Below are 21,129 nucleotides of genomic sequence, written 5' to 3' on the forward strand. Positions count from 1 at the left end.
CATCAGGTGGCCTTAGCGGATTTTGAGGGTAATGAGCGCGGCGAGGTTCGAGAGCATGGCGATGATCCAGAAGCGGACGATGATCTTGTTCTCCGCCCAGTTCTTCATCTCGAAGTGATGGTGGATGGGGGCCATCAGGAAGACCCGCTTTTTGCGCAGTTTGAAGCTGCCGACCTGGATGATGACGGAGACGGTCTCGATCACGAAGATGAACCCGATGAGCAGCAGCAGGAACTCGCTCTTGGCGACGATGCCGAGGTAGCCGATAAAGGCGCCGATGGCGAGCGAACCGCTGTCGCCCATAAAGACCTCGGCCGGGTGGGAGTTGAACCAGAGAAAGCCGATAAGCGCACCGATGAGCGCCGCGGCGACGACGGAGGCTTCTCCGACGGGGAAGTTCGGCATCAGCAGGTAGGCGGAGAGGCCGGCGTGCCCGATAATGTAGACGAAAATGCCCAGGGTCATCAGGGCAAAGACGGAGGGCACCGTCGCCAGGCCGTCGAGCCCGTCGGTGAGGTTCACGGCGTTGGAGGCCGCGACCATGACGAGGGACCAGAAAAAGAGGGCGAAAAGCTGCATGTCAAAGAGCGGGTACTTGTAAAAGGGGACATACAGTTCCGTATCCAGTCCCGCCGCGAAACGCAGGAAAAGGGCGCCTACAAGGGCCGCGGCGATCTGGAACAGCAGTTTGGCACGGGCCGTGAGGCCCGCCAGGTTGTGCTGCTTGTCGATCTTGGCATAGTCGTCTTTGAAACCGATCAGCATAAAGAGCGCGAGCACGAGCATCCCGCCCAGGGCGAAAAAGTTGTCGTAGCGCACGGTGATCGCCGACGCGATCAGGGTTGAAACGATAAAGACGACACCCCCCATCGTCGGCGTCTTCGCTTTCTCGCGGTGGCGGTCGGGCGCGTAGTCGTTAATGGGCTGGACGCTGGAGGTCTTCTGCGCCCAGCGGATGAAGCGGGGCATCAGGAAAAGGGTCATGCAGAGCGCCAGGAAAAAGGCGACGCCGGCACGGACGGTAATGTATTGCAGCAGGTTGATATCCAGAAGTTCGTAAAACCAGTAAAGCATTATCTGTCCATAAAGAGTTTTCACTAGGTTGTAGTGATAAAGTGAGTAAAAAGTGCTATTTTAATATAATTGCCGTCATTATATGTTTAAGGGGATTTCCGGAGTTCCGACAGCTCTCGGAAGACCCTTCGTGAAGGATTTTTATGGGACAAAAGACTGTACTCGTAATTACGGACGGGGTCGGCTACAGCCAACGGACGGAAGCGAACGCTTTTTACCATGCCAAAAAGCCGACCTATGAGAAACTCTTCGCCGAAGTACCCCACGCGCTGATCGACACCTTCGGTCTCAGCGTCGGCCTGCCCGAGGGGCAGATGGGGAACTCGGAAGTGGGGCATATGACCATCGGGAGCGGCCGCGTACTCTACCAGGACCTGGTCAAGATATCCCTCGCCGTCGCCGAGGGCACCCTGGCGGGTAACCCGGCCTTGACGGCGCTGCTGGACAGCTCCGACACGCTGCACCTCGTCGGCCTCTTCAGCGACGGCGGGGTCCATTCGCACCTCGACCATACGATCGCGCTGGCAAAGATCGCCGAAGCGGCGGGCAAGAAGGTGTGGCTCCACCTCATTACCGACGGGCGCGACGTCTCGCCGACGTCCGCACCGCATTACCTGGAGAAACTGCAGGAGGCGCTGAGCACGAATGTGCGCATTGCAACTATCGGCGGACGCTTCTATACGATGGACCGGGACAACCGCTGGGAGCGTGTCCAGAGCGGCTACGACGCTATCGTGACCGCACAGCCTGCCAGCGACCTTGCGCCCGCGGCCTACATCGAAGCCTCCTACGCCAGGAAAGAGACGGACGAGTTTATCGTGCCGGCGGCCTTCAACGGCTATGAGGGGATGAAAGCGGGCGATGCCGTTCTCATCACCAATTTCCGCAGCGACCGCGTCCGCGAGATCACGACGGCACTGGCTTCGCCGGCGTTCGCCGAGTTCGACCGCCCCTTCGCCGTAGCAAACCTTGCGACGATGACGGAGTATGACAAAAGCTTCACCTACCCGGTCCTCTTCCGGAAAGAGACGCCGAAAAACACCCTCGCGGAGGTGATCAGCAACCGTGGGCTTCGCCAGTTCCATACGGCGGAGACGGAGAAGTATGCCCACGTCACCTTCTTCCTCAACGGCGGGATCGACGAGCCCTATGCAAATGAAGCGCGGGTGCTTATCCCGAGTCCGAAGGTCAAGACCTACGACCTGCAGCCCGAGATGAGCGCCCCCGCGGTCGGCGATGCCGTAATGACCGCGATGGACGAAGGGTATGACTTCATCGTCGTCAACTTCGCCAACGGGGACATGGTCGGGCACACGGGTGTCTATGACGCCGCCATCAAGGCCGTCGAAGCCGTCGACCATGAACTCGGCCGCATCGTGGAGAAAGCGAAAGCGGACGATTATGCGATGGTCCTGACCTCCGACCACGGCAACTGCGAGGAGATGTGGGACGAGGAGGGCAACGTCCTCACCAACCATACCGTCGGCAAGGTCTGGGCCTTTGTCATGGCCGAAGGGGTCGACAAAGTCCACCCCGGCGGCCTCAACAACATCGCCCCGACGGTCCTCGAACTGATGGGCGTCGAAAAACCGGCCGAGATGGACGACAGCCTCTTATAGTTTGGGTACGGCATCCGAGCAAAAGCCCGGATGCCTACGCTAACGCTGTGTTCTCCTTGGCGGAGAGCCCATACCCCAAGGGTATTTCCTGCGGGGCACGCGCAGTAAACCGCGCTTATGCATGACGGCAGAGTTTCCGTAGATGTAAGTAAATTATTCAAAAGGAGTGAGATGAAATTCAGTGGTAAAAACGTATTGGTAACGGGATCGAGCCGGGGGATCGGCGCGGAGATCGCGAAAGTGCTGGCCGGCTACGGTCTGAAAGTCTGGGTCAACTACCGCAGCGGCGCGGATGCCGCCGAAGCGGTCAAAGCGGCGATTATTGCCGCGGGCGGCGAAGCGGAGACAATCGGTTTCGACGTGGCGGACGAAGCGGCCTATGTTGCGGCGATCAAGACGATCGTCGACACTGACGGTGAACTGGGCTACCTGGTTAACAACGCGGGGATCACGAACGACAAACTGGCCCTGCGCATGAAAACGGAGGAGTTTCTTTCCGTGATCAACGCCAACCTCACCTCCGCCTTTATCGGCTGCCGTGAAGCGATGAAGGTGATGCGCAAGAAGAAGCAGGGTGCCGTTGTCAACATCGCTTCCATCGTCGGTGAGACGGGCAACGCGGGGCAGACGAACTACGCGGCCTCCAAGGGCGGCCTGATCGCCATGACGAAGAGTTTTGCCATCGAAGCGGCTTCGAGCGGGCTGCGTTACAACACGGTCACACCGGGCTTTATCGCCACCGATATGACCGACGAACTCAGCGACGATATCAAGTCCAACTTTACCTCAAAAATCCCGATGGGACGCTTCGGCGAAGCGCGGGAAGTCGCGGAAGCGACGGCCTTTCTGCTCTCTGACAGCGCCTCTTATATTACGGGTGAAACCCTCAAAGTCAACGGCGGGATGAACATGGCCTAAGGCCGGAGGGGAGACCCCCCCTTCAGCGCTTTTTTTTATATTCCGTGTGCTATACTTTCGGAATTTCAAATTGGAAAGAGGAGCTATAATGGCACTTTTGGATGACATCAAAGAAGTCGTAGTTGAACAACTGAGCGTAAACCCGGACGAAGTAAAGCCGGATGCGAAATTCGTTGAAGATCTCGGAGCGGACAGCCTCGACGTCGTTGAACTGGTCATGGCACTTGAAGAAAAATTCGATATTGAAATCCCGGACGATGAAGCTGAAAAAATTCAGACAGTTCAGGATGTCGTAAACTACGTCGAAAACAAGGCGTAAGTTTCCTTTGCGGGTTTCCCGCAAAATGGTTTTGTATTGCCGTCCTCGGACGGGTATATAAAGCTATACACATATTTTTCAGGAGTTGCTGTGAGAAGAGTTGTCGTAACGGGTATGGGCATGATCAATGCTGTCGGACACAATAAAGAAGAGTCGTTTAAAGCGATGTGTGACGGCGTGAGCGGCATTGACAAAATTACCCTTTTCGATGCCGAAGCCGAAGGGCAGGGCGTTCTGATTGCCGGCGAGGTCAAAAACTTCGACCCCACAACGGTGATGGCGGCCAAAGAGGTCAAAAAAGCGGACCGTTTCATCCAGCTCGGCCTTAAGGCGGCCCAGGAAGCGATGGAAGATGCGGCCTTCAACGAAATCGAGATCGAATACGAACGTTTCGGCGTCGCCGCGGCATCCGGTATCGGAGGACTTCCGGCGATCGAGAAGAACTCCATTGTTCTTGAGACCCGCGGCCCGCGCCGTATCTCTCCTTTCTTCATTCCGAGCGCCCTGGTCAACATGCTCGGCGGTTTCGTTTCCATCGAGCATGGTCTGAAAGGCCCCAATGTCGCGGCGGTCACGGCCTGTGCGGCGGGAACCCACTCCATCAGCGAAGCGGCGAAGACGATCATCTGCAACGGTGCGGACCGTATGCTCGTCGTCGCGGCGGAATCTGCGGTCACCGGTGTCGGTATCGGCGGTTTTGCCTCCATGAAAGCGCTCTCCACGCGCAACGACGACCCGCAAACGGCCTCCCGTCCCTTTGACGCGGAGCGCGACGGTTTTGTCATGGGTGAAGGTGCGGCAGCGCTCGTCCTCGAAGAGTACGATGCGGCCGTTGCCCGCGGCGCGAAAATCTACGGGGAGCTGATCGGTTTCGGCGAGAGCGGCGATGCAAGCCACATTACGAGCCCGAGCATGGACGGCCCGCTGCGCGCGATGAAAGCGGCGATGACGATGGCCGGCAACCCGAAAGTCGACTACGTCAATGCCCACGGTACATCCACACCGACGAACGACAAGAACGAAACGGCGGCACTCAAAGAGCTCTTCGGCGGCAAAGAGAACTGCCCGCCGGTGACATCTACCAAGGGCCAGACGGGCCACTGTCTTGGCGCGGCCGGTGGTATCGAAGCGGTCGTCTGCCTTATGGCGATGCAAGAGGGTATCATCCCGCCGACGATCAACCACATCAACCCGGATGAGAACTGCGATCTGGACATCGTTCCGAACGCGGCGCGCAAAGCTGAAATGAACATTGTCATGAGCAACTCCTTCGGTTTCGGCGGCACCAACGGCGTCGTTATCTTCAAGAAGCTCTAAGGTCCGGCATTGGCTACCTACCTCGATTTTGAGCAGAAGATCCAGCAGATCCAGGAAGAGATCGTCAGCGCCGAGGTGCGCCACGACCTCCACGCCGTCGAGATCCTGAAAAAAGATCTGGAGAAAGAGGTCAGTAAAACCTACAAGAACCTCTCGCCTTACCAGGAGCTCCAGCTGGCGCGTCACCCCGACCGCCCCTACGCGCTCGATTACATCAACCTGCTGCTCGAAGACAAATACGAACTGCACGGCGACCGCCACTTCCGCGACGATGCGGCGATCCTCTGCTACATGGGCTACATCGACGGTCAGCGTGTCATGGTCATTGGCGAACAGAAGGGACGCGGGACGAAGAACAAGCTCAAGCGCAACTTCGGGATGCCGCACCCGGAAGGGTACCGCAAGGCGCTGCGCTGCGCCCAGTTGGCAGACAAGTTCAATATCCCAGTGGTCATGCTCATCGACACCCCGGGCGCCTACCCGGGACTGGGTGCCGAAGAGCGTAACCAGAGTGAAGCGATCTCCCGCAACCTGCTGGAACTCTCCAAACTGGAAACGATCACGATCTCTATCGTTATCGGCGAGGGAGGCAGCGGCGGCGCCCTGGCCATCGGCGTTGCCGACCGGCTGGCGATGATGCGCTACTCCGTTTTCAGCGTCATCTCTCCGGAAGGGTGTTCCGCGATTCTCTGGAACGATCCGGCCAAGGCGGAAGCGGCGACGAAGGCGCTTAAGATCACGAGCAGCGACCTCAAAGAGCTCGACCTGATCGATGACGTCATCGACGAGCCGCTTATCGGGGCGCACCGCGACAAGTCTGGGGCGGCGGACGCGATGAAAGGCTACATTCTCGAGCGGATCAACGAGCTCTCTAATTTCAGCGGTTCCGAACGCCGCCACAAGCGCTATGACCGCCTGACGGGTATGGGCGCTTACTCCGAAAACTAATCCAGCAAACTTTCTTTTTTTAATTGGAGCGGCTTGGCCGCGCCATGCTCTCTATTTTCTTTAACTGTTTTGTTCCCCTTCTTTTTTGCTTATCCAAAAAAGAAGCCGAACCGGGAAGAAAAAAGGATAAAAGGCTGCGCCCTGGAAGAAATACTCTCGGAGTGCGCTTTCGGGACATGCCAATCCCCGGTGATCCTCCTGATACGCTAATGACCGTTTCGGAATCAACAATTTAGATTTTTTGGAAAGTGTTTAGGCTTCGGGGGCTGTCTGTTCCGGGGGCTGGGGCGGGAATTTCGGGCGTTTGAGGCGTTTGGCCTTCTTGGAGAAGGTGATGAGCTCCTCAACGGTTTGGATCTCGGTTGGGATGCATTTTAGGGTGCGTTTGAAGAGCTTTGCCGTCGTCATCGCGTCGGAGAGGGCGCGGTGGTGGGTCGCCTCTTTGTAGAGTTCGAGCTGTTCGTTCAGGAAGGCCAGACCGTAGCGGTAGGAGCTGATGGTACGCTCGGCGAGGTCGATGGTGCAGAGGCTGCGGTTGAGCAGGGGCGCCATCCCGACGCGCTCCATCATCTTCGAGGTGAACTGGAAGTCGAACTTGACGTCGTGGCCGACGAAGATGTCGTTGCCCAGGAAGAGCTTGAATGCTTCGAGGACCTCTTTCATAGCGGGGGCATCCTGGGTGTCCTCTTCGGCGATACCCGTGATCTCGGTGATGTGCCCCGAGATATGGTCGCAGCGCACCAGGCTCTCAAAACGGTCGATGATGTGGAGGTTCTGCACCTTGACGGCGCCGATCTCGATGATCTGGTGTTTGTCCGGCTTGGAGCCGTTGGTCTCAATGTCGACGATGCAGAAGGTCGCCGCCGAGAGGAGCTGGTCGCAGCTTTGGGGGTAGTAGCGCGTGCCGTCGCGGCTGACGAGTTCGAGCCCCTGTGCGCGCATCAGTTCGACGGCCAGTTCGGCGCTCTCGCCGGTCAGCTGCTCGATCTGGTAGGCTGTCAGCCCTTCGCAGAGCTTCTGGGGGAGTTGGGAGGCTTCGATCATGCTTTGGCCTTTGCAATAAACAGGCCAACCTTCTTCGGGTCTTTTTTCCCCTTGGATGCTTCGACGCCGCTGCTGACATCGAGGGCGTAGAAGCCGTAGGGGAGACACTCTTCGACGTTATCGGGGGAGAGCCCGCCGGCGAGGATGATCTTTGAACAGTCGACCCCGTCGAACCACTCGAGGTTGAGCCGCTTGCCCATACCCCCGTAGGCGTCGCAATAGGCATCGACGAGGCGGTACTCGTCCGCGTGCGCTTTGACGTCTTCGGGGCTCTGTGCACGGATCACACGGACAAAGGGGCACTCCAGGGCGTCAAAGAGCTCCTGGGGGGCATCAAAATGGATCTGGGCCAGGGTGATGCCGCTCGTCTTGGCCGCCGCGTTGATGGCCGGGGCTTCCTCGTTGACGAAGAGACCGACTTTTTCGACAAAGGGTGGCAGCCTGCGGATGATCGCCGCGGCCGCCTCGGGGGTGATATGGCGCGGCGAGGGGGGATAGAAAACAAAACCGAGCGCGTCGGCCCCGGCATCGATCGCGCTCATGGCGTCTTCATAGGAGGTGATGCCGCAGATCTTGACGCGCACGGAAGGCTCAGACTTTCAGGCTGCCGATGGCCGCTTCGAGGCCGTCTGCGTGTTTGAAGACGTAGCTGCCGGCGACGCAGACGTCGACGCCCGCCGCTTTGAGCGCGCCGATGTTCGCGTCGTTGACCCCGCCGTCGACTTCGATCATGCAGTCGGGGTTGATGCGGTCGCGCAGGTCGCGCAGACGGCGGAGCTTTTCATAGACATCGATGAACTTCTGGCCGCCGAAACCGGGGTTGACGCTCATGACGAGAACCATGTCGATGTAGGGCAGCAGGTACTCGAGGCTTTCGGCCGGCGTGTGCGGGTTGAGGACGATGGCGGGTTTGATGCCGAGGCTGCGGATGTACTGGGCCAGGCGGTGGGGGTGTTTCTCCTCTTCGATGTGGAAGGAGATGTATTCGGGCTTCAGCGGGGCGAAGAGGTCGACAAAGAAGGTGTTGTTTTCGACCATCAGGTGGATGTCGAGGGGTTTGGTGGCTGCCGCGGCGACGGCGGAGACGACGACGGGCCCGATGGTGAGGTTCGGTACGAAATGGCCGTCCATGACGTCGACGTGCACGAGGTCGCAGCCGGCGTCGCAGATCGCCTTGACGTCGCGCGCGAGGCTGCCGAAATCGGCGGAGAGAATACTGGGGGCTACAAGCATTGAGCTACCCTTTCTTTTTTTTGCCATTTTATCCAAATAGTGTGTGCATTGCGATAAAATGTCGGTACGCACCGTGCTAGCGTGGTTATTTAAGGAACTCTTTTGATTTTAGAGGATATAATGCGCCACTAAATTTACGCAAGGAGCCTACAAATGGCAAGAAAATGTGCTATTAGCGGTAAGGGCCCAATGAGCGGGAACAACGTTTCTCACGCGAAAAATCGCACGAAAAGACGTTTCATGCCTAATCTTCGCACCGTCCGCGTCCAGATGGAAGACGGTACGACTAAGAAGATTAAGATCTCTGCTTCTGAGCTTCGTACTATGAAGAAAAAACAGGCGTAACTCCCTTACGCCGACAACTGAGCGCCGTTTGAATCTGATCCAAAAGATTCGCGCCTTTCTTCATTGGGAGACTCCTCCCAAACCCCAATACGATCTACTTCCCGATATTTACAGCCACCTCAAACCGTTTCGTCTGCCGCTGATTTTTACGGCAATCATCATGTTCCTCGGCACCATCGGCTACATGGTGATAGACGATTTTTCGCTGATAGACGCCATCTACCAGACGGGGATCACCTTTACGACGGTCGGCTTCGGGGAGATCGCCCCCATTTCCGATGCGGGGAGGCTCTTTACGATCACGCTGATCATTACCGGTTTCGCCGTCTTCTCGATGGCGGTCGGTATTCTCGTCAACGAGATCAACCGCGGGAACATCTATAAAACCATAAAGGAGCGGGACATGCTCTACAAGATCGCGCGCTTGAAAAAGCATTTTGTCATCTGCTACCACAACGATTACACCATCGAAGTCACGAAGGAGCTGCGCCGCTCGCACATCCCCTTCGTCGTGATCGATCCCCGCGAGGAGATCGAAGCGTGGGCGAAACAGCACAAGTACCCCTATTTCCTCCGTGAAGAGCCCCACACCGAGGTGGCGATGCTCAAGGGGCACCTGAGCTCCGCGAGCGGGGTGATCACCCTCTCGCCGCTGATCGCGGACAACATCGCGATCATCGCCTCGGTGCGTCTTTTTGAGAAAGAGCATGCGCTGCCAAGGCCCTATAACCTGATCAGCTCCGCCGAGACGATGAGCGACGTGGAGAAGCTGAAAAAACTCGGGGCCGATACCGTTGTCTCGCCGACGAAACTGACGGCGCAGCGCATCACCTCCATGGCGGCGCGCCCGGATATGGAAAACCTCCTCGAGGAGTTCCTCTACCGCAGCGACACCCCGCTGGACATGGAGGAGATCTTCGTGCCCAAATACAGCTGGATGGTCCTCAACCGCCTCAAAGAGACCCACCTCAGAGAGATTGCAAACGTTTCCGTCGTCGGGGTCACGCGCAAAGACGGCAAATTCGTCGCCATGCCCAAAGGGGACGACCTCGTCACCAGCGAGTCGAAACTGCTGGTCGTTGGCACCGAAAAGGGGATCAAAATGACCAAAGAGCTGGTGCGCCAGCGTAAAAAACCGCAGGAGTTGCGCTATGTTTGAGATGAAAAAAGTCGGCGGCGGCGTCTGCGCGCCGGAGGGGTTCTTTGCGGGGTCGGCCAGTGCCGGCCTGCGCCCGAACGGGGCGGATGACGTTGCCTTTATCTACGCCGACACCCCTTGCGAGACGGCGGCGGTCTTTACGACGAACAAGATGACGGCCGCACCGATCCGCCACTACCGGGCCAAAGGGAGCTTCAAAAGCAACTTCGTGCTGATGAACGCCAAAAATGCCAATGCGATGACGGGAGCTGCCGGGATCGCCGACATCGACGAAGTCCTCGGGGAGCTGCAGGCGCATTACGGCGTCCTTCAGAACCCGGTGATGAGTTCGACGGGGGTCATCGGTGTGCGTCTGCCCAAAGAGAAGATCACGGCGGCGGCAAAGACCTTCGACCTCGGCAGCCGGGACAGCCTGGCGGCCGCGAAAGCGATCATGACGACGGACACCTTCTACAAGATGGTGTCGACGGAGATCGTTTTGGCAGAGGGCAAGCGTTTCCGCCTCGGGGCGATCGCCAAGGGCGCGGGGATGATCAACCCCGCGATGGCGACGATGCTCTGCTTCGTGACGACCGACGCGGATGCCGAAGCGGCCGAGCTGCAGGCCTGCCTCGAGGCGGTCATCCCGACGACCTTCAACGCTGCGAGCGTCGACGGGGATACCTCCACGAATGATACGGTACTGCTCCTGTCCAACCGCAAAAGCGGTGCGTTTGATGCCGAAGCGTTCAAAACGGCCCTGCACGAGATGCTGCTGGAGCTGGCGCAGATGATGGTCAGCGACGGGGAGGGGGCGACAAAGATGGTTACCTTCCACGTCACGGGCGCCGCTAATGACGACGAGGCGGAGACGGCGGCGAAGGCGCTTTCGAACTCGCTGCTGATGAAAACGGCCATCTACGGCGAAGACCCCAACTGGGGCCGTGTCGCATCGACCATCGGCGCCAGCGGCGTCGCGTGCGACGAGGCGACACTGACGGTCAGTTTCGACGACGTCTGTGTCTATGACAAGGGGACGATCCTCTTTGATGCAGAGACGGAAAAGCTGGCGGCGGCGGTGATGAAGCGCGAACGCTTTACGATCAGCTGTGCACTTGGGATGGGCGAGGGGGCGTTTGACGCTTACGGCTGTGACCTTGGTCACGAGTATGTCAAGATCAACGCCGACTACAGAACGTAGCGGCGTTTTATAGCAGAAAGCGGCGGCCCAGCGGGCCGTCTAAAAGCGGTAGCCTGCCTTGAGAAGGGTCCGCCAGTTGTCCAGGCTGTATTTCTTCGTCGTGCCGAAATCGTTTTCGGTGGTCCATGTGCGGCGGATATCCACCCCCGCCAGGAAACTCCCCATATAGTATTTCAGACCCGCGCCGGCCTGCAGCGTGAAGAGCCAGTCGTTCGCGTTGTCGGTGGATGTCGTCGGAAACAATCCGCCTGTGGTCGTGGTCACGGGGTATTCGGTGTACATCGCGCCGATGCCGGGCCCGACGCCGAGAACGAGGTTCCGGGTGAAATGGATGAAATAGTAGGGGTTCATTTCGATCGCGGTAATGGTCACATCATCTTTATCGTAACGGCTCAGGCTCAGCTGCTGCCGCAGCAGGTTGTCGCCGGGCAGGGTGAATACGGGACAGTCGAAAGAGAATTCGACACCGTAGTTGTAGTCATCTTTGACGGAACCGTTGTCAAAATCCATCGTCCCGCCGACGGCGGCGAGCTCGATGTTGGCTTTCCAGTCCGGATCTGTAAAGATGGGCAGCAAGACGAATTTGTCCGCGGCGGTCGCCGCCGATGCGGACAGAATCGCGGTGCCGGCAAGGACACTGAGCAGTTGGGTCGTTTTCTTCATTTTTACTCCTCTCTTGAAGAAAGATGGTGTGCACGATAGGCAAACTTTTTTCATTTATCATACAGACAATCACATTTTATTCACATTTTTCTGAAAAATAAAAAAAAGTTATTTGATATCTCCCGCGAAATTGCAGGTTTCAGCGCGGGGGAAGGTCGAGGTGGGGGAGGTGCCAGCCGCGGTAGTGGGCGACCAGGCGGAGCACGGTGGCAAAAAGGGCGACGGCGAGAACGGCGGTGTCGTTCAGCCAGCCGACGGCGTCAAGCAGGATGAGCAGCACGGCGACGATCACGGCGATGGTACCGTAGAAGTCGCTGGTCAGGATGGCGGGGACGGTGTTGACGAGTACGTCGCGGGTGACCCCGCCGCCGATGGCGGTGAGGAAGCTGACGATAATGACGCCGAAGAAGTTGAACTCCGCCGCGATGCCCAGCAGGGCGCCGGTGATGCTGAAGGCGACAAGGCCTACGGTGTCGCTGATGATGAAGAGCCATTTACGCTCAAGCGCGTCCCGGCGGTAGAGGCGGAGGGCCAGGGCGATCATGACGCTGGCGATGACGGTCAGCGCCGGGTAGTAGTGGTTAAAGGCGAAGGGCGTACGGTCGAGCATGAGGTCGCGGATCACCCCGCCGCCGAGCGCCGTCAGGGAGGCGACGATGATGAGCCCCAGCAGGTCGAGCCGGTGGCGTACCCCGGCGAGGAAGCCGCTCAGGGCGAAGGCGACAATGCCGATGATGTCAGCGAGAATAAAAAAGTCCATGGTTCCGGTATTTTAGGCGCCCGCCATGCGGAAATCCTCTTTGAAGGCGACATAGCGTTCCGCCGAGGCGTAAAGCTCCTTGACCTCCTCGTCGGAGAGGGTGCGGACGACCTTGGCCGGGGAGCCCATGATCAGTGACCGGGGCGGAAAGACCTTGTTCTTCGTGACCAGCGCCCCGGCACCGACGATGGACTCCTTGCCGATGACGGCGCCGTCGAGAATGGTCGCGCTCATCCCGATCAGGCAGGCATCCTCGACCGTACAGCCGTGGAGCATGACGCGGTGGCCGATGGTGACGTCGCTGCCGATGATGGTCGGGTGGCCGTCGCTCATGTCGGGTTTTTTGTAGTGGGTGACATGGATCATGGAGAGGTCCTGGATATTCGTGCGGTCGCCGATGACGATGCGGTGCACGTCGCCGCGCACGACGCAGCCGAACCAGACGGCGCACTCCTCGCCCATGGTGACATTCCCGATGACATCCGCACTTTTCGCAATCCAGGTATTGTCACCAAGTTGAGGTTCCCATTGTTTAAAGGGGTAGGTCATTGTCGTTTCCTTGCTGTCGCGGCCTCAGCTCTCTTTGAAGAGACGGGAAGCCAGTTTGTTGATATAGGTCGTATCGCGCTTCTTCGACGATTTGTACATCTTGGTCGTATGCTGCTCGAGCAGGAGCTGGGAGTTGACCGGCGTTTCGCCGGCCTCGACCCGGCGGTAGCTTCCGTCGCTCTGGAGTTCGTGGGCAAGGACGTTGTCCGTGAGCTGGAGGGTGAGCAGCTGCAGGAGCTTCTCTTTGGACTCTTCATCCTCAATGCCCGTCATCAGTTCGATACGGCGCACGAGGTTCCGCGGCATCCAGTCGGCGCTGGAGATGTACATCTGCGGATGGCCATGTTTGAAGTAGAAGACACGGGCATGTTCGAGGTATTTTCCGATCAGCGAGGTGACCCGGATGTTCTCGCTCACCCCTTCAATGCCCGGGACGAGGCAGCAGATGCCGCGGACGATCAGGTCGACCTTGACCCCGGCTTGCGACGCTTTATAAAGCGCGCGGATGACATCCTCGTCGACGAGGGAGTTGACCTTGACGATGATGCGCCCCTCCGTTCCCATCCGGGTCTCGTTCTGGATCAGCGAGAGGATCTTCGGTTTGGTCTGGGTCGGGGACATGTAGAGCTTGTTGAGTTTCCCTTTTTTGCTGAAGCCCGTCAAAAAGTGGAAGAAGCGGGTCATGTCGTTCGTGATCGCCTCGTTGGAGGTCATGTAACTGACATCGGTATAGATCTTCGCCGTACCGGGGTTGTAGTTCCCCGTGCCCAGGTGCGCGTACTGTTTGAGCTTGTCGCCGACCTTGCGGGTGACAAGGGCGGCCTTGGCGTGGACCTTGAAGCCGGGGATGCCGTAGATGACGTGCGCCCCCGCGCTCTCCAGCGCCTTGGCCCAGATGAGGTTGTTCTCTTCGTCGAAACGCGCTTTGAGTTCGACCATGGTCGTCACCTGCTTGCCCGATTCGGCCGCCTGCATCAGGGCGTTGACGATGGGCGAGTTCGTCCCGCTGCGGTAGAGCGTCATCCGGATGGAGACGACATCGGGGTCCTTGGCCGCCGCCTGGATGAACTTGACGATGGGCTCGAAACTCTCGTAGGGGTGGTAGAGCAGGACGTCCTGTTTGTCGAGGACGGAGTAGATGCTGTCCTCGGAATCCAGCGGCGGCAGGTTCCGCGGTTTGTACGGTGCCGCGACGAGGTGCGCAAAATCCATGTTGCCGACGATCTGCCAGAGGCTGGCGAGGTTGAGCACGATCTTGAAGCGGTAGAGGTCGTCTTTGTAGACATTGGTGTGGCGGTTGAAGAAGTCGATCAGTTCGTCGTCGGCGTCGACCCCGATCTCGAGACGGACCAGCTCTCCTTTTTTGCGGAGTTTCAGCCCCTCTTCGAGCATCTCCATAAAGTCGTCCGCTTCCTCCTCCTCGATGGTAATGTCGGCATTGCGCGTGACGCGGAAGGGGGTGTACTGCAGCAGGGTGTAGCCCGGGAAGAGCTCATCGATGTGCTGGGCGACGATGCTGCCGATGGGGACGTAGATCCCGGTGCCGATCTGCACGAAACGGGGCAGGACCCGGGGGATGCGCACGAGGCCGTAGCGCTGGACGCTGGGATCGTCATTGTCCTGGAGTTTGACGATCAGGCCGAAACTGAGGTTGTTCAGGTGCGGGAAGGGGTGGGTACCGTCGACGGCGATCGGGACGATAACAGGGTAGATGTGCTCGTGGAAGTAGCGGTTCACCTCCCCCTTCTCCTGGTTGTTCAGCTCCTGGTAGCGTTTGAGAAAGATCCCCTCGTCTTTAAGGCCGGCCATGATCTCGATGAAGGTGTGCTCGACGACCTGCAGCTCCTGGTGGAGGTATTTGCGGATCTCGCGCAGCTGCTGCAGCGGGGTGAGGCGGTCGGGGCCGGAGAGGATGATCCCGGAGGTAAAGAGTTTCTTGAGACCCGCGACACGGATCATATAGAACTCGTCGAGGTTGGTGCCGTAGATGGCAAGGAACTTCAGGCGTTCAAGCAGGGGCTGCTTCTTGTCCTGCGCCTGCTGCAGCACGCGCGTATTGAACTGCAGCCAGGAGAGTTCACGGTTGAAATAGAATTTTGGGTCTTTGAGATTGGTCATTGGCGGGCTCGGGAAAAATATTGGAATGGGTTATATTATAGCGAAGAATTGTTATCGAACCGGTTACGGTTCGCGCCCCGGCGGGAGGGGACGGGTGATGAGGTAGGCCCCCAGTAGGATCGGAAGGGTGCCGAGCAGCTGTCGTGCTGTCGGGACCTCCCCCAGCGCGGGGTAGGCAAAGATCAGGGTAAAGAGCGGCATAAAGGCGATCATGGCGCTGAGTTTGGTGATGCCGATGCGGTGCAGCGCCTCGATCCAGAGGATCTTGGCCAGGACGTAGACCAGCACGGCGACGGCGGCGATGGCGGGGAGGACGTCCAGGAGCGCTGCGGCGGTGGGGAGGCCCTCGAAGAGCAGGGCGGCGCCGAAGAGCACGGGCAGGGCCGCCAGGTTGCGGAAGGCGAGGATGGTGAGGGCGCTGACCCTTTGGCGCGCCCGCTTCTGGTAGAGGTTCGCCAGGGGAGCGGTCGCGGCCGCAAGCAAAATCAGCAGGTCGCCGGGGTTGAAGGTGAAGGTCGCGGGAAAGAGGATGATCACGGCCCCCGCCCCCATTATAAAGGCGGCGAAGGTGTGCAGCGCATCGAGCTTCTCTCTGCCGGGCAGGTTAAAGTAGAGGTAGGAGAAGAAGAGCTGCAGCGTCAGGATGACGGCCATGTTCCCCGCCGTCGTATAGCGCAGTCCGATGAAAACGAGGGTGAAGAGCAGGGTAATATAAAAGGAGGTCCACAGCAGGTCGGGCAGCGCTTCCCTATCGGCAAAACCTCCGAACCCTTCCCGGGCATAGAGCAGGAGCAGCAGCACGGCGGTGGCGATAATGAGAACGAAGCCGTAGGTGTTCAGCGGGCCGATGGCCTTGACGGCGACGAGGGCGAGAATGGGGAACCAGCTCTCCAGCAGCGACAAAACGACGGCGTAGAGCTCCCCCTGGCGCTGCGGGGTCACGGCCGATGCCGATGCAGGGCGTCGCGGTGGGTCTGTACGAAGTGCGTGAACGAATCAATGATGTTGAAATGATGCATATTCTCATACCCCTGCTTCGCGTAATTTTGCCGTAGTGTAGCATTTTCAAGCAGGGCTTCCAAGGCCGCGACCCAGGCGTCGGTATCGTTGCCTTTGACGACCATACCGCCGGCGTTTCCGTCCGGGTTGACGATGCCCTGCGGCCCGCCAACGTCCGAGACAAGGCAGCAGACCCGACTGGCCTGCGCCTCCATGACGACCTGTCCCAGCGTATCGGTGACGGAGGGAAAGACGAAAAGGTCGCAGGAGGCGTAGAGACGGGAGAGGTCATCGCCGATCACCGGACCGGCGAAGATGACATCGTCCAGGGCCAGGTTGGCGCGTTTATGACGGAGGCCTCCTTCGCCGACGAGCAGCAGTTCGGCCTCGGAACCGGGGTTGTCGGCCTTGTATCGCTGCCAGACGTCGAGCAGAAAGGGGACGTTCTTCTCCTTGGAGATACGGCCGACATAGAGCACCTTCGGACCCTCTCCCGTCGCCCCGTATTCGGCAAAGACGCTGTCGCTCCTGTGCGACGGGTGGAAGCGTTTGCGGTTTGTTCCCGGCGAGAGCAGTTCGCTGCGTGCCCGCTCGATCCCGATCTCGCGTTCCATAATCTCCAGGTATTCGGTCGAGCGGGTAAAGACCCTTTTGAAGGGGCGGTAGAAGCGCGCCATCGTCCTGTCGGCGATCCGTTTGGCCCACTCCAGCCCCGTGTTGTCGCGGACATAGGCGGGGAAATCCGTATGGTAGGTCCCGAGCACGGGGAGGTTGTGCTTAGCGGCGAGCTTTTTGGCGATGACGCCGACAGGGCCGGGGGTGGAGATATGTACGATATCGGGGCGCAGCTCCCGCAGCATCCGTTCCAGGGCGCTGGCCGAGGGGTAGGCGAGGTCGAGTTCGCGGTAAAAAGGCATCGGCACCCTCCAGCGGGGCGGCAGGTTGTGGACGTTGGGAAGGTCGGGGCAGTATTTGGCTGTCGAAGCGACGATGTGAAGGTCTACATTATGTAAGAGGGCCTGTTCTCCCATATCCTGAATAAAACGGGAGACGCCGTTGAGATCACCGATGGTGTCGGTAAAAATGCAGATGCGCATGGTGTTCGCTCCAAACGAAAAGTTGGCAATCGTATCGTGCAGGCGTTTCAGAGCGGTTACAGTCGAAGGATGGCGTCACAATTGGTAATAAAATTAAAATCTTTCCAAATAATATTAATAAATAGTGTAAATAAATTATAAAAAGTTAATTTAAGTTTAAACTATTGCTATCAAGTGAATTAAATTATTAACAATCCGTTAAATTAAATTGAATTTAATAAAAAAGAAAATAATATTTTGCAGAGGACGGTTCGATGGTCTTCAAAATTTCTTAGGAGTGTATATATGAAAAAGATGATGATGGGTGTCGCAGCAGCGGCAGGTATCACTTCAGTTGCATCTGCAGCAGAACTGGCAGCTACTGATGCTCAGTTTATGTTCGGTGCAAGCAATGTAGATGCAGTTGCAATGACAGGTGCTGAAATGGTCGGAACACAAGGTCAACTGCTTGGTCTGACTATCCTTGATCCGGTTCTGAACATCGTCGGTAGCCTGCCGCTCGTCGGACCGATCGTAACTGGTCTGCTCGATACTGTTGACGGTCTTCTCGGCGGTCTGCTCGGTGGTCTGCCGCTCGTTGGTAGCCTGCTGGGTGGCGGCCTCCTCGGCTAACACACCCCTCTTACCCTTACCCTCCCTTCCGGGAGGGGTTCTTCTCCCCTTTTTTATTCTCTTTTTTGAGACACCTCTACATCCAACCAGACGAAGCCGTTATCACAAATCATTTTGAAATGATTTAAAGAAAAAGTTTTCTGTTTTTCAATGTTTTAAAAGTGATTTTGATACAAAAAGCATATTTATTAATATTTTGTTAGTTTTTTAACAAAACTTTAATGTGATAAGGTATAAAGTTTAGACAAGAACGTTAATTTAAACGCTTCAGGTATCACATCTAAAGGAGAACAAGATGAAAAAAGTGTTGGCAAGTGTTGCTATTGCAGGAATGATTACGGGCGTGAGCGCTGCAGACTTCGGTACGACAGATGCTCAGTTTATGTTCGGTCAGGAAAGTGTCAATGTTGTAACAATGAGTGGTGCAGAAATGGCACAGACAGAAGGTCAACTCCTTGAAGCACTTGGCGCGCTCGGCGCGATCCCGATTGCCGGTCCGATCCTCACTGACCTGCTCGCAAGCCTTAACCTCGGCGCGCTGCTTGGACTCGTTCCTGCGGCACTGGATGCGGCATTCCCGATTTCAGCTGACCTGGGCATTAACGTCGGTGGACTGCTGAGCATTGATACCGGTAGAGACCCGCTTACAATTGACTCCGGACTCCCGGCACTCGTCGGTGCAGTCGTCTCTTCACTGTAAGTTCCATAAGTGTGCAGGCATTTTCCTGCGCACACCCCTTTTCTGCTTTTACTTTTTAAGTTGAATCCCCCTAAAATCATGATGAAATTACACAAAGGTTATTTATGTTCAACAAAAAAGCATTATTAAGCTTTTTAAGTGCGGCGACAATGTGCTCATCGCTGCTGTATGCAGACGGGCAGACCCCGCTGAAAGTGGAAGAGCTCCTTTCAAAGAAAAATGCGTTCAACGCCGACATCTCGCTCGCGTATTCCAATATCGATCAAAAGACGGCCATGAGTACGGTCGTGCCGGTGTCGACACTGCTCTCATTCATTTATATTCCGGCCTACGCGGGTGAGCAGGTGCTCGACCAGGATGTCGTCGTTGCATCGCTGAACCTTAAATACGGTGTGACCGATTGGCTCGAACTGGTGATGTATGCCAACGGGCATAATACTTCCAGCCGCGTGCAGCTCGGCGCTGCGATTGCCAACCAGGCGGATACGGATTTCGACCACGCCGGTATCGGGGCGACATTTAGGGTCAAGGATGAAGGGGTTTATCCTTCGCTGCTGGTGGGGATATCGACCAACGTCATCGGCCGCCTGACCTTTACCGACCGCGATGTGGATGGCAACGTCATCGGGACGTCGAAGCAGGACAAGACCTTTGAATCGTTCAACGCCTACGCGCTCTCCTACTATACGGTAGACCCGGTCGTCTTCGTCTTCAAAGCGCAATACCAGTGGAGCCTGGAAGAGGACTACAAGGGTGACACGAACGACCGCCCGGACATTCTGGCGATCTCGCCGCAGGTCTATTTTGCGGTCAACCCCTACACCAACCTCAGCTGGGGGATCACCTACCGCTACCAGACGGAACAGCGCTATAACGGCAAAGTGGAAACGATCGCGGAGTCGTCCATTGGGTACAACATCGGTGTGAGCTACGAGATCTCGAGGGGGAACATCATCTCCCTGGACGCCAGCAACAACGAAACGGCCACTTATAGCCAGAATACGATCAATCTCATCTTCTCAAAGCGGTTCTGATGAAACGGGCACTTCAGGCACTCTTGCCGGCACTCGTGCTGCTCACGGCGGCAACATCGGCCGAGGCCGCCCTCGGCGGACCTGCCGGAAAAGAGGAAGTAAAAACCGCCATGCCGATCATCGAGCGGGAGTATACGGTACGGGTTCCGGTGAAGAGCTGGAGCGAGCTGAAAGAGAAGGGGGTGGTGCGCCAGCGCTACGACTTCTCATGCGGGGCGGCGTCGATGGCGACGATCATGAACTTCTTCTACGATCAGAACGTCACCGAAAACGGGATCGTGCGATCGGTGCTGGACATGAAAGGGGTCGGCAGCGACGCCCATAAACTGGAAAAGAGCGACTTCGCGCTCTCCTTCGCGGACCTCGCCGACTACGGGCAGACCATCGGTTTCCGGGGAGTAGGTGTCGCGATGGATATCGACGCGCTGCGCAAACTGCGCATCCCGGTCATCGTCTACGTCAAGATCCGACGCTTCGAACACTTTACCGTTTTCAAAGGGATCCAGGGCGACTTTGTCTACCTGGCCGACCCGTCGTTTGGGAACATGAAGGTGAAAATGGCGAAGTTTCTCGAGATGTTCTACCAGCGCGATGACCTCAAACACCCGGGCAGGGTACTGGCCTTTATCCCGCTGGACAAAGAGAAGGTCCAGCCCGACAGGAGCTTTATGACCGTTCCCGAATCCACCGACTACCTCTACCAGTACATCGAGAACAGGATCGACCACTAGCGGCCTGCGGCATACGCGGGAGCGCATGCACGGTTAAAAGAGGAAGTTGATCCCGCCGTAGTAGCGGACGGAGGAGTCGTCCGTCGACAGCTTGTTGTAGACGGGGTAGTAATACTCGACGTCCTGCCACGTACGCCACTGAAAATCGACACCCCCCATCAGCTCCAGCTGCGGGGCGATGCGAAAGATCAACCCCATACCGACTTTGAGACTGACCTCGCCGATGCTGTCGTCGTGGGGATAGTAGTAGCTGTCAAGCTGCATCGATCCGCTGCCGATCCCCGCCTGGACAAAGGGGAAGAGGTCGGAATAGGTATCAAAGGTTTTCATGATATCCAGCCCGAGCTCGTAGAGTTCGTCATTGGTGTCGTCAAAGAGCGGCTCGTCGAATTTCTCCCCCAACAGATACCCCTGCAGCCGCCAGCCGTTGTAAAGCACGGCCCCGAACTTCAGCTCGAACCCCTTGCTCCCTATCGACGGTCTTTCATGATAGCCGCCGGCTTCGAAGTCAAATTTGTTTTCGCTGCCGAAGAGGTTCAAACCGAAATAGAGATCGGCCCGCTGCGCCCAGGCGTTGGCGGAGAGGGCACCCAGCAGCAGCGGTGTCAACAGGAGAGACTTACGCATCATAATTCCTTTGTGAATGGTTTAATTGCATCTATTATTATTCATAGTTTACAGTAAACAAGCCATGGATGGAAATGAAACGG

At 57.4% G+C, this 21,129-nt stretch carries 23 protein-coding genes; 12 read left to right on the forward strand and 11 right to left on the reverse strand.

Annotated features, from left to right (window positions below; translation table 11 throughout):
• Positions 1–12: 12 nt before the first annotated feature.
• The gene (gene mraY, locus ACM66T_RS02275) at positions 13–1,074 is read right to left on the reverse strand and encodes a phospho-N-acetylmuramoyl-pentapeptide-transferase (RefSeq protein WP_231020178.1); all 1,062 of its coding nucleotides are present in this window, start codon (positions 1,072–1,074) and stop codon (positions 13–15) included.
• Between the two features lie 143 nt (positions 1,075–1,217).
• On the opposite strand from mraY, the gene gpmI reads away from it, so the two are divergent.
• From gpmI to accA, 5 genes are all read left to right on the forward strand, one after another.
• Positions 1,218–2,693 carry a 2,3-bisphosphoglycerate-independent phosphoglycerate mutase gene (gpmI, locus tag ACM66T_RS02280; protein WP_416768733.1) on the forward strand — a complete coding sequence of 492 codons (1,476 nt, stop codon included), beginning with the start codon at positions 1,218–1,220 and terminating at the stop codon, positions 2,691–2,693.
• Positions 2,694–2,864: 171 nt separating this feature from the next.
• Positions 2,865–3,611 (forward strand): 3-oxoacyl-ACP reductase FabG, encoded by a 747-nt coding sequence (fabG, locus tag ACM66T_RS02285; protein ID WP_231020180.1) that lies wholly within the window; start codon positions 2,865–2,867, stop codon positions 3,609–3,611.
• Between the two features lie 88 nt (positions 3,612–3,699).
• Complete coding sequence (acpP, locus tag ACM66T_RS02290) at positions 3,700–3,930, forward strand: acyl carrier protein (RefSeq protein ID WP_231020181.1); 231 nt, start codon at positions 3,700–3,702, stop codon at positions 3,928–3,930.
• A 90-nt stretch (positions 3,931–4,020) separates the two neighbouring features.
• Positions 4,021–5,247 (forward strand): beta-ketoacyl-ACP synthase II, encoded by a 1,227-nt coding sequence (locus ACM66T_RS02295; RefSeq protein ID WP_231020182.1) that lies wholly within the window; start codon positions 4,021–4,023, stop codon positions 5,245–5,247.
• A gap of 9 nt (positions 5,248–5,256) precedes the next feature.
• Positions 5,257–6,195, forward strand: coding sequence for an acetyl-CoA carboxylase carboxyl transferase subunit alpha (gene accA, locus ACM66T_RS02300; RefSeq protein WP_231020183.1), 939 nt, complete (start codon positions 5,257–5,259; stop codon positions 6,193–6,195).
• 252 nt (positions 6,196–6,447) lie between these two features.
• On the opposite strand, the gene ACM66T_RS02305 is transcribed toward accA, so the two are convergent.
• The 3 genes from ACM66T_RS02305 to rpe are packed head-to-tail and all read right to left on the reverse strand — an operon-like array spanning position 6,448 to position 8,472.
• Complete coding sequence (locus ACM66T_RS02305) at positions 6,448–7,239, reverse strand: 3'-5' exonuclease (RefSeq protein WP_416768734.1); 792 nt, start codon at positions 7,237–7,239, stop codon at positions 6,448–6,450.
• Positions 7,236–7,823 (reverse strand): phosphoribosylanthranilate isomerase, encoded by a 588-nt coding sequence (locus tag ACM66T_RS02310; protein WP_231020185.1) that lies wholly within the window; start codon positions 7,821–7,823, stop codon positions 7,236–7,238. The genes ACM66T_RS02305 and ACM66T_RS02310 overlap by 4 nt, the downstream gene beginning before the upstream one ends.
• A 7-nt stretch (positions 7,824–7,830) precedes the next feature.
• Positions 7,831–8,472 (reverse strand): ribulose-phosphate 3-epimerase, encoded by a 642-nt coding sequence (rpe, locus tag ACM66T_RS02315; protein WP_231020186.1) that lies wholly within the window; start codon positions 8,470–8,472, stop codon positions 7,831–7,833.
• 153 nt (positions 8,473–8,625) lie between these two features.
• Here rpe and rpmB point away from each other — a divergent pair, with 153 nt between their 5' ends.
• Genes rpmB through argJ form a run of 3 tightly spaced genes read left to right on the forward strand, consistent with a single transcriptional unit; the run spans position 8,626 to position 11,156 of the window.
• Positions 8,626–8,817: a 50S ribosomal protein L28 gene (gene rpmB, locus ACM66T_RS02320; RefSeq protein WP_231020187.1), complete on the forward strand. Its 192-nt coding sequence runs from the start codon at positions 8,626–8,628 to the stop codon at positions 8,815–8,817.
• Between the two features lie 28 nt (positions 8,818–8,845).
• A complete protein-coding gene (locus ACM66T_RS02325) occupies positions 8,846–9,976 on the forward strand; it encodes a potassium channel family protein (protein WP_416768735.1) in 1,131 nt (376 codons plus the stop codon).
• Complete coding sequence (argJ, locus tag ACM66T_RS02330) at positions 9,969–11,156, forward strand: bifunctional glutamate N-acetyltransferase/amino-acid acetyltransferase ArgJ (protein ID WP_231020189.1); 1,188 nt, start codon at positions 9,969–9,971, stop codon at positions 11,154–11,156. The genes ACM66T_RS02325 and argJ overlap by 8 nt, the downstream gene beginning before the upstream one ends.
• Positions 11,157–11,195: 39 nt before the next feature.
• On the opposite strand, the gene ACM66T_RS02335 is transcribed toward argJ, so the two are convergent.
• The 6 genes from ACM66T_RS02335 to ACM66T_RS02360 all read right to left on the reverse strand — a co-directional run bounded on the left by ACM66T_RS02335 (position 11,196) and on the right by ACM66T_RS02360 (position 17,342).
• A complete protein-coding gene (locus ACM66T_RS02335) occupies positions 11,196–11,819 on the reverse strand; it encodes a hypothetical protein (protein ID WP_231020190.1) in 624 nt (207 codons plus the stop codon).
• A gap of 139 nt (positions 11,820–11,958) precedes the next feature.
• Entirely contained in the window at positions 11,959–12,579 is a 621-nt protein-coding gene (locus ACM66T_RS02340) for a trimeric intracellular cation channel family protein (protein WP_416768736.1), read from the reverse strand.
• A 12-nt stretch (positions 12,580–12,591) separates the two neighbouring features.
• Positions 12,592–13,128: a gamma carbonic anhydrase family protein gene (locus ACM66T_RS02345; RefSeq protein WP_231020192.1), complete on the reverse strand. Its 537-nt coding sequence runs from the start codon at positions 13,126–13,128 to the stop codon at positions 12,592–12,594.
• 24 nt (positions 13,129–13,152) lie between these two features.
• Positions 13,153–15,246, reverse strand: coding sequence for an RNA degradosome polyphosphate kinase (locus tag ACM66T_RS02350; protein ID WP_231020193.1), 2,094 nt, complete (start codon positions 15,244–15,246; stop codon positions 13,153–13,155).
• 63 nt (positions 15,247–15,309) lie between these two features.
• The gene (locus ACM66T_RS02355) at positions 15,310–16,188 is read right to left on the reverse strand and encodes a DMT family transporter (RefSeq protein WP_231020194.1); all 879 of its coding nucleotides are present in this window, start codon (positions 16,186–16,188) and stop codon (positions 15,310–15,312) included.
• Positions 16,185–17,342: a glycosyltransferase family 4 protein gene (locus ACM66T_RS02360; RefSeq protein WP_231020195.1), complete on the reverse strand. Its 1,158-nt coding sequence runs from the start codon at positions 17,340–17,342 to the stop codon at positions 16,185–16,187. Before ACM66T_RS02360 ends, ACM66T_RS02355 begins: the two co-directional genes overlap by 4 nt.
• 285 nt (positions 17,343–17,627) lie before the next feature.
• Here ACM66T_RS02360 and ACM66T_RS02365 point away from each other — a divergent pair, with 285 nt between their 5' ends.
• The 4 genes from ACM66T_RS02365 to ACM66T_RS02380 all read left to right on the forward strand — a co-directional run bounded on the left by ACM66T_RS02365 (position 17,628) and on the right by ACM66T_RS02380 (position 20,419).
• Positions 17,628–17,954 (forward strand): hypothetical protein, encoded by a 327-nt coding sequence (locus ACM66T_RS02365; RefSeq protein WP_231020196.1) that lies wholly within the window; start codon positions 17,628–17,630, stop codon positions 17,952–17,954.
• Positions 17,955–18,249: 295 nt separating this feature from the next.
• Entirely contained in the window at positions 18,250–18,654 is a 405-nt protein-coding gene (locus ACM66T_RS02370; RefSeq protein WP_231020197.1) for a hypothetical protein, read from the forward strand.
• 104 nt (positions 18,655–18,758) lie between these two features.
• Positions 18,759–19,688, forward strand: a complete 930-nt coding sequence (locus ACM66T_RS02375; RefSeq protein ID WP_231020198.1) for a hypothetical protein — start codon at positions 18,759–18,761, stop codon at positions 19,686–19,688.
• On the forward strand, positions 19,688–20,419 hold the full coding sequence (locus ACM66T_RS02380) for a C39 family peptidase (RefSeq protein WP_231020199.1): 732 nt from the start codon (positions 19,688–19,690) through the stop codon (positions 20,417–20,419). Before ACM66T_RS02375 ends, ACM66T_RS02380 begins: the two co-directional genes overlap by 1 nt.
• 33 nt (positions 20,420–20,452) lie before the next feature.
• Here ACM66T_RS02380 and ACM66T_RS02385 read toward each other — a convergent pair whose 3' ends face one another.
• On the reverse strand, positions 20,453–21,046 hold the full coding sequence (locus tag ACM66T_RS02385; RefSeq protein WP_231020200.1) for an outer membrane beta-barrel protein: 594 nt from the start codon (positions 21,044–21,046) through the stop codon (positions 20,453–20,455).
• Between the last annotated feature and the right edge of the window lie 83 nt (positions 21,047–21,129).

The sequence above is a fragment of the Sulfurimonas sp. ST-25 genome (assembly GCF_048079205.1).
Taxonomy (GTDB): Bacteria; Campylobacterota; Campylobacteria; order Campylobacterales; family Sulfurimonadaceae; genus Thiomicrolovo; species Thiomicrolovo sulfuroxydans.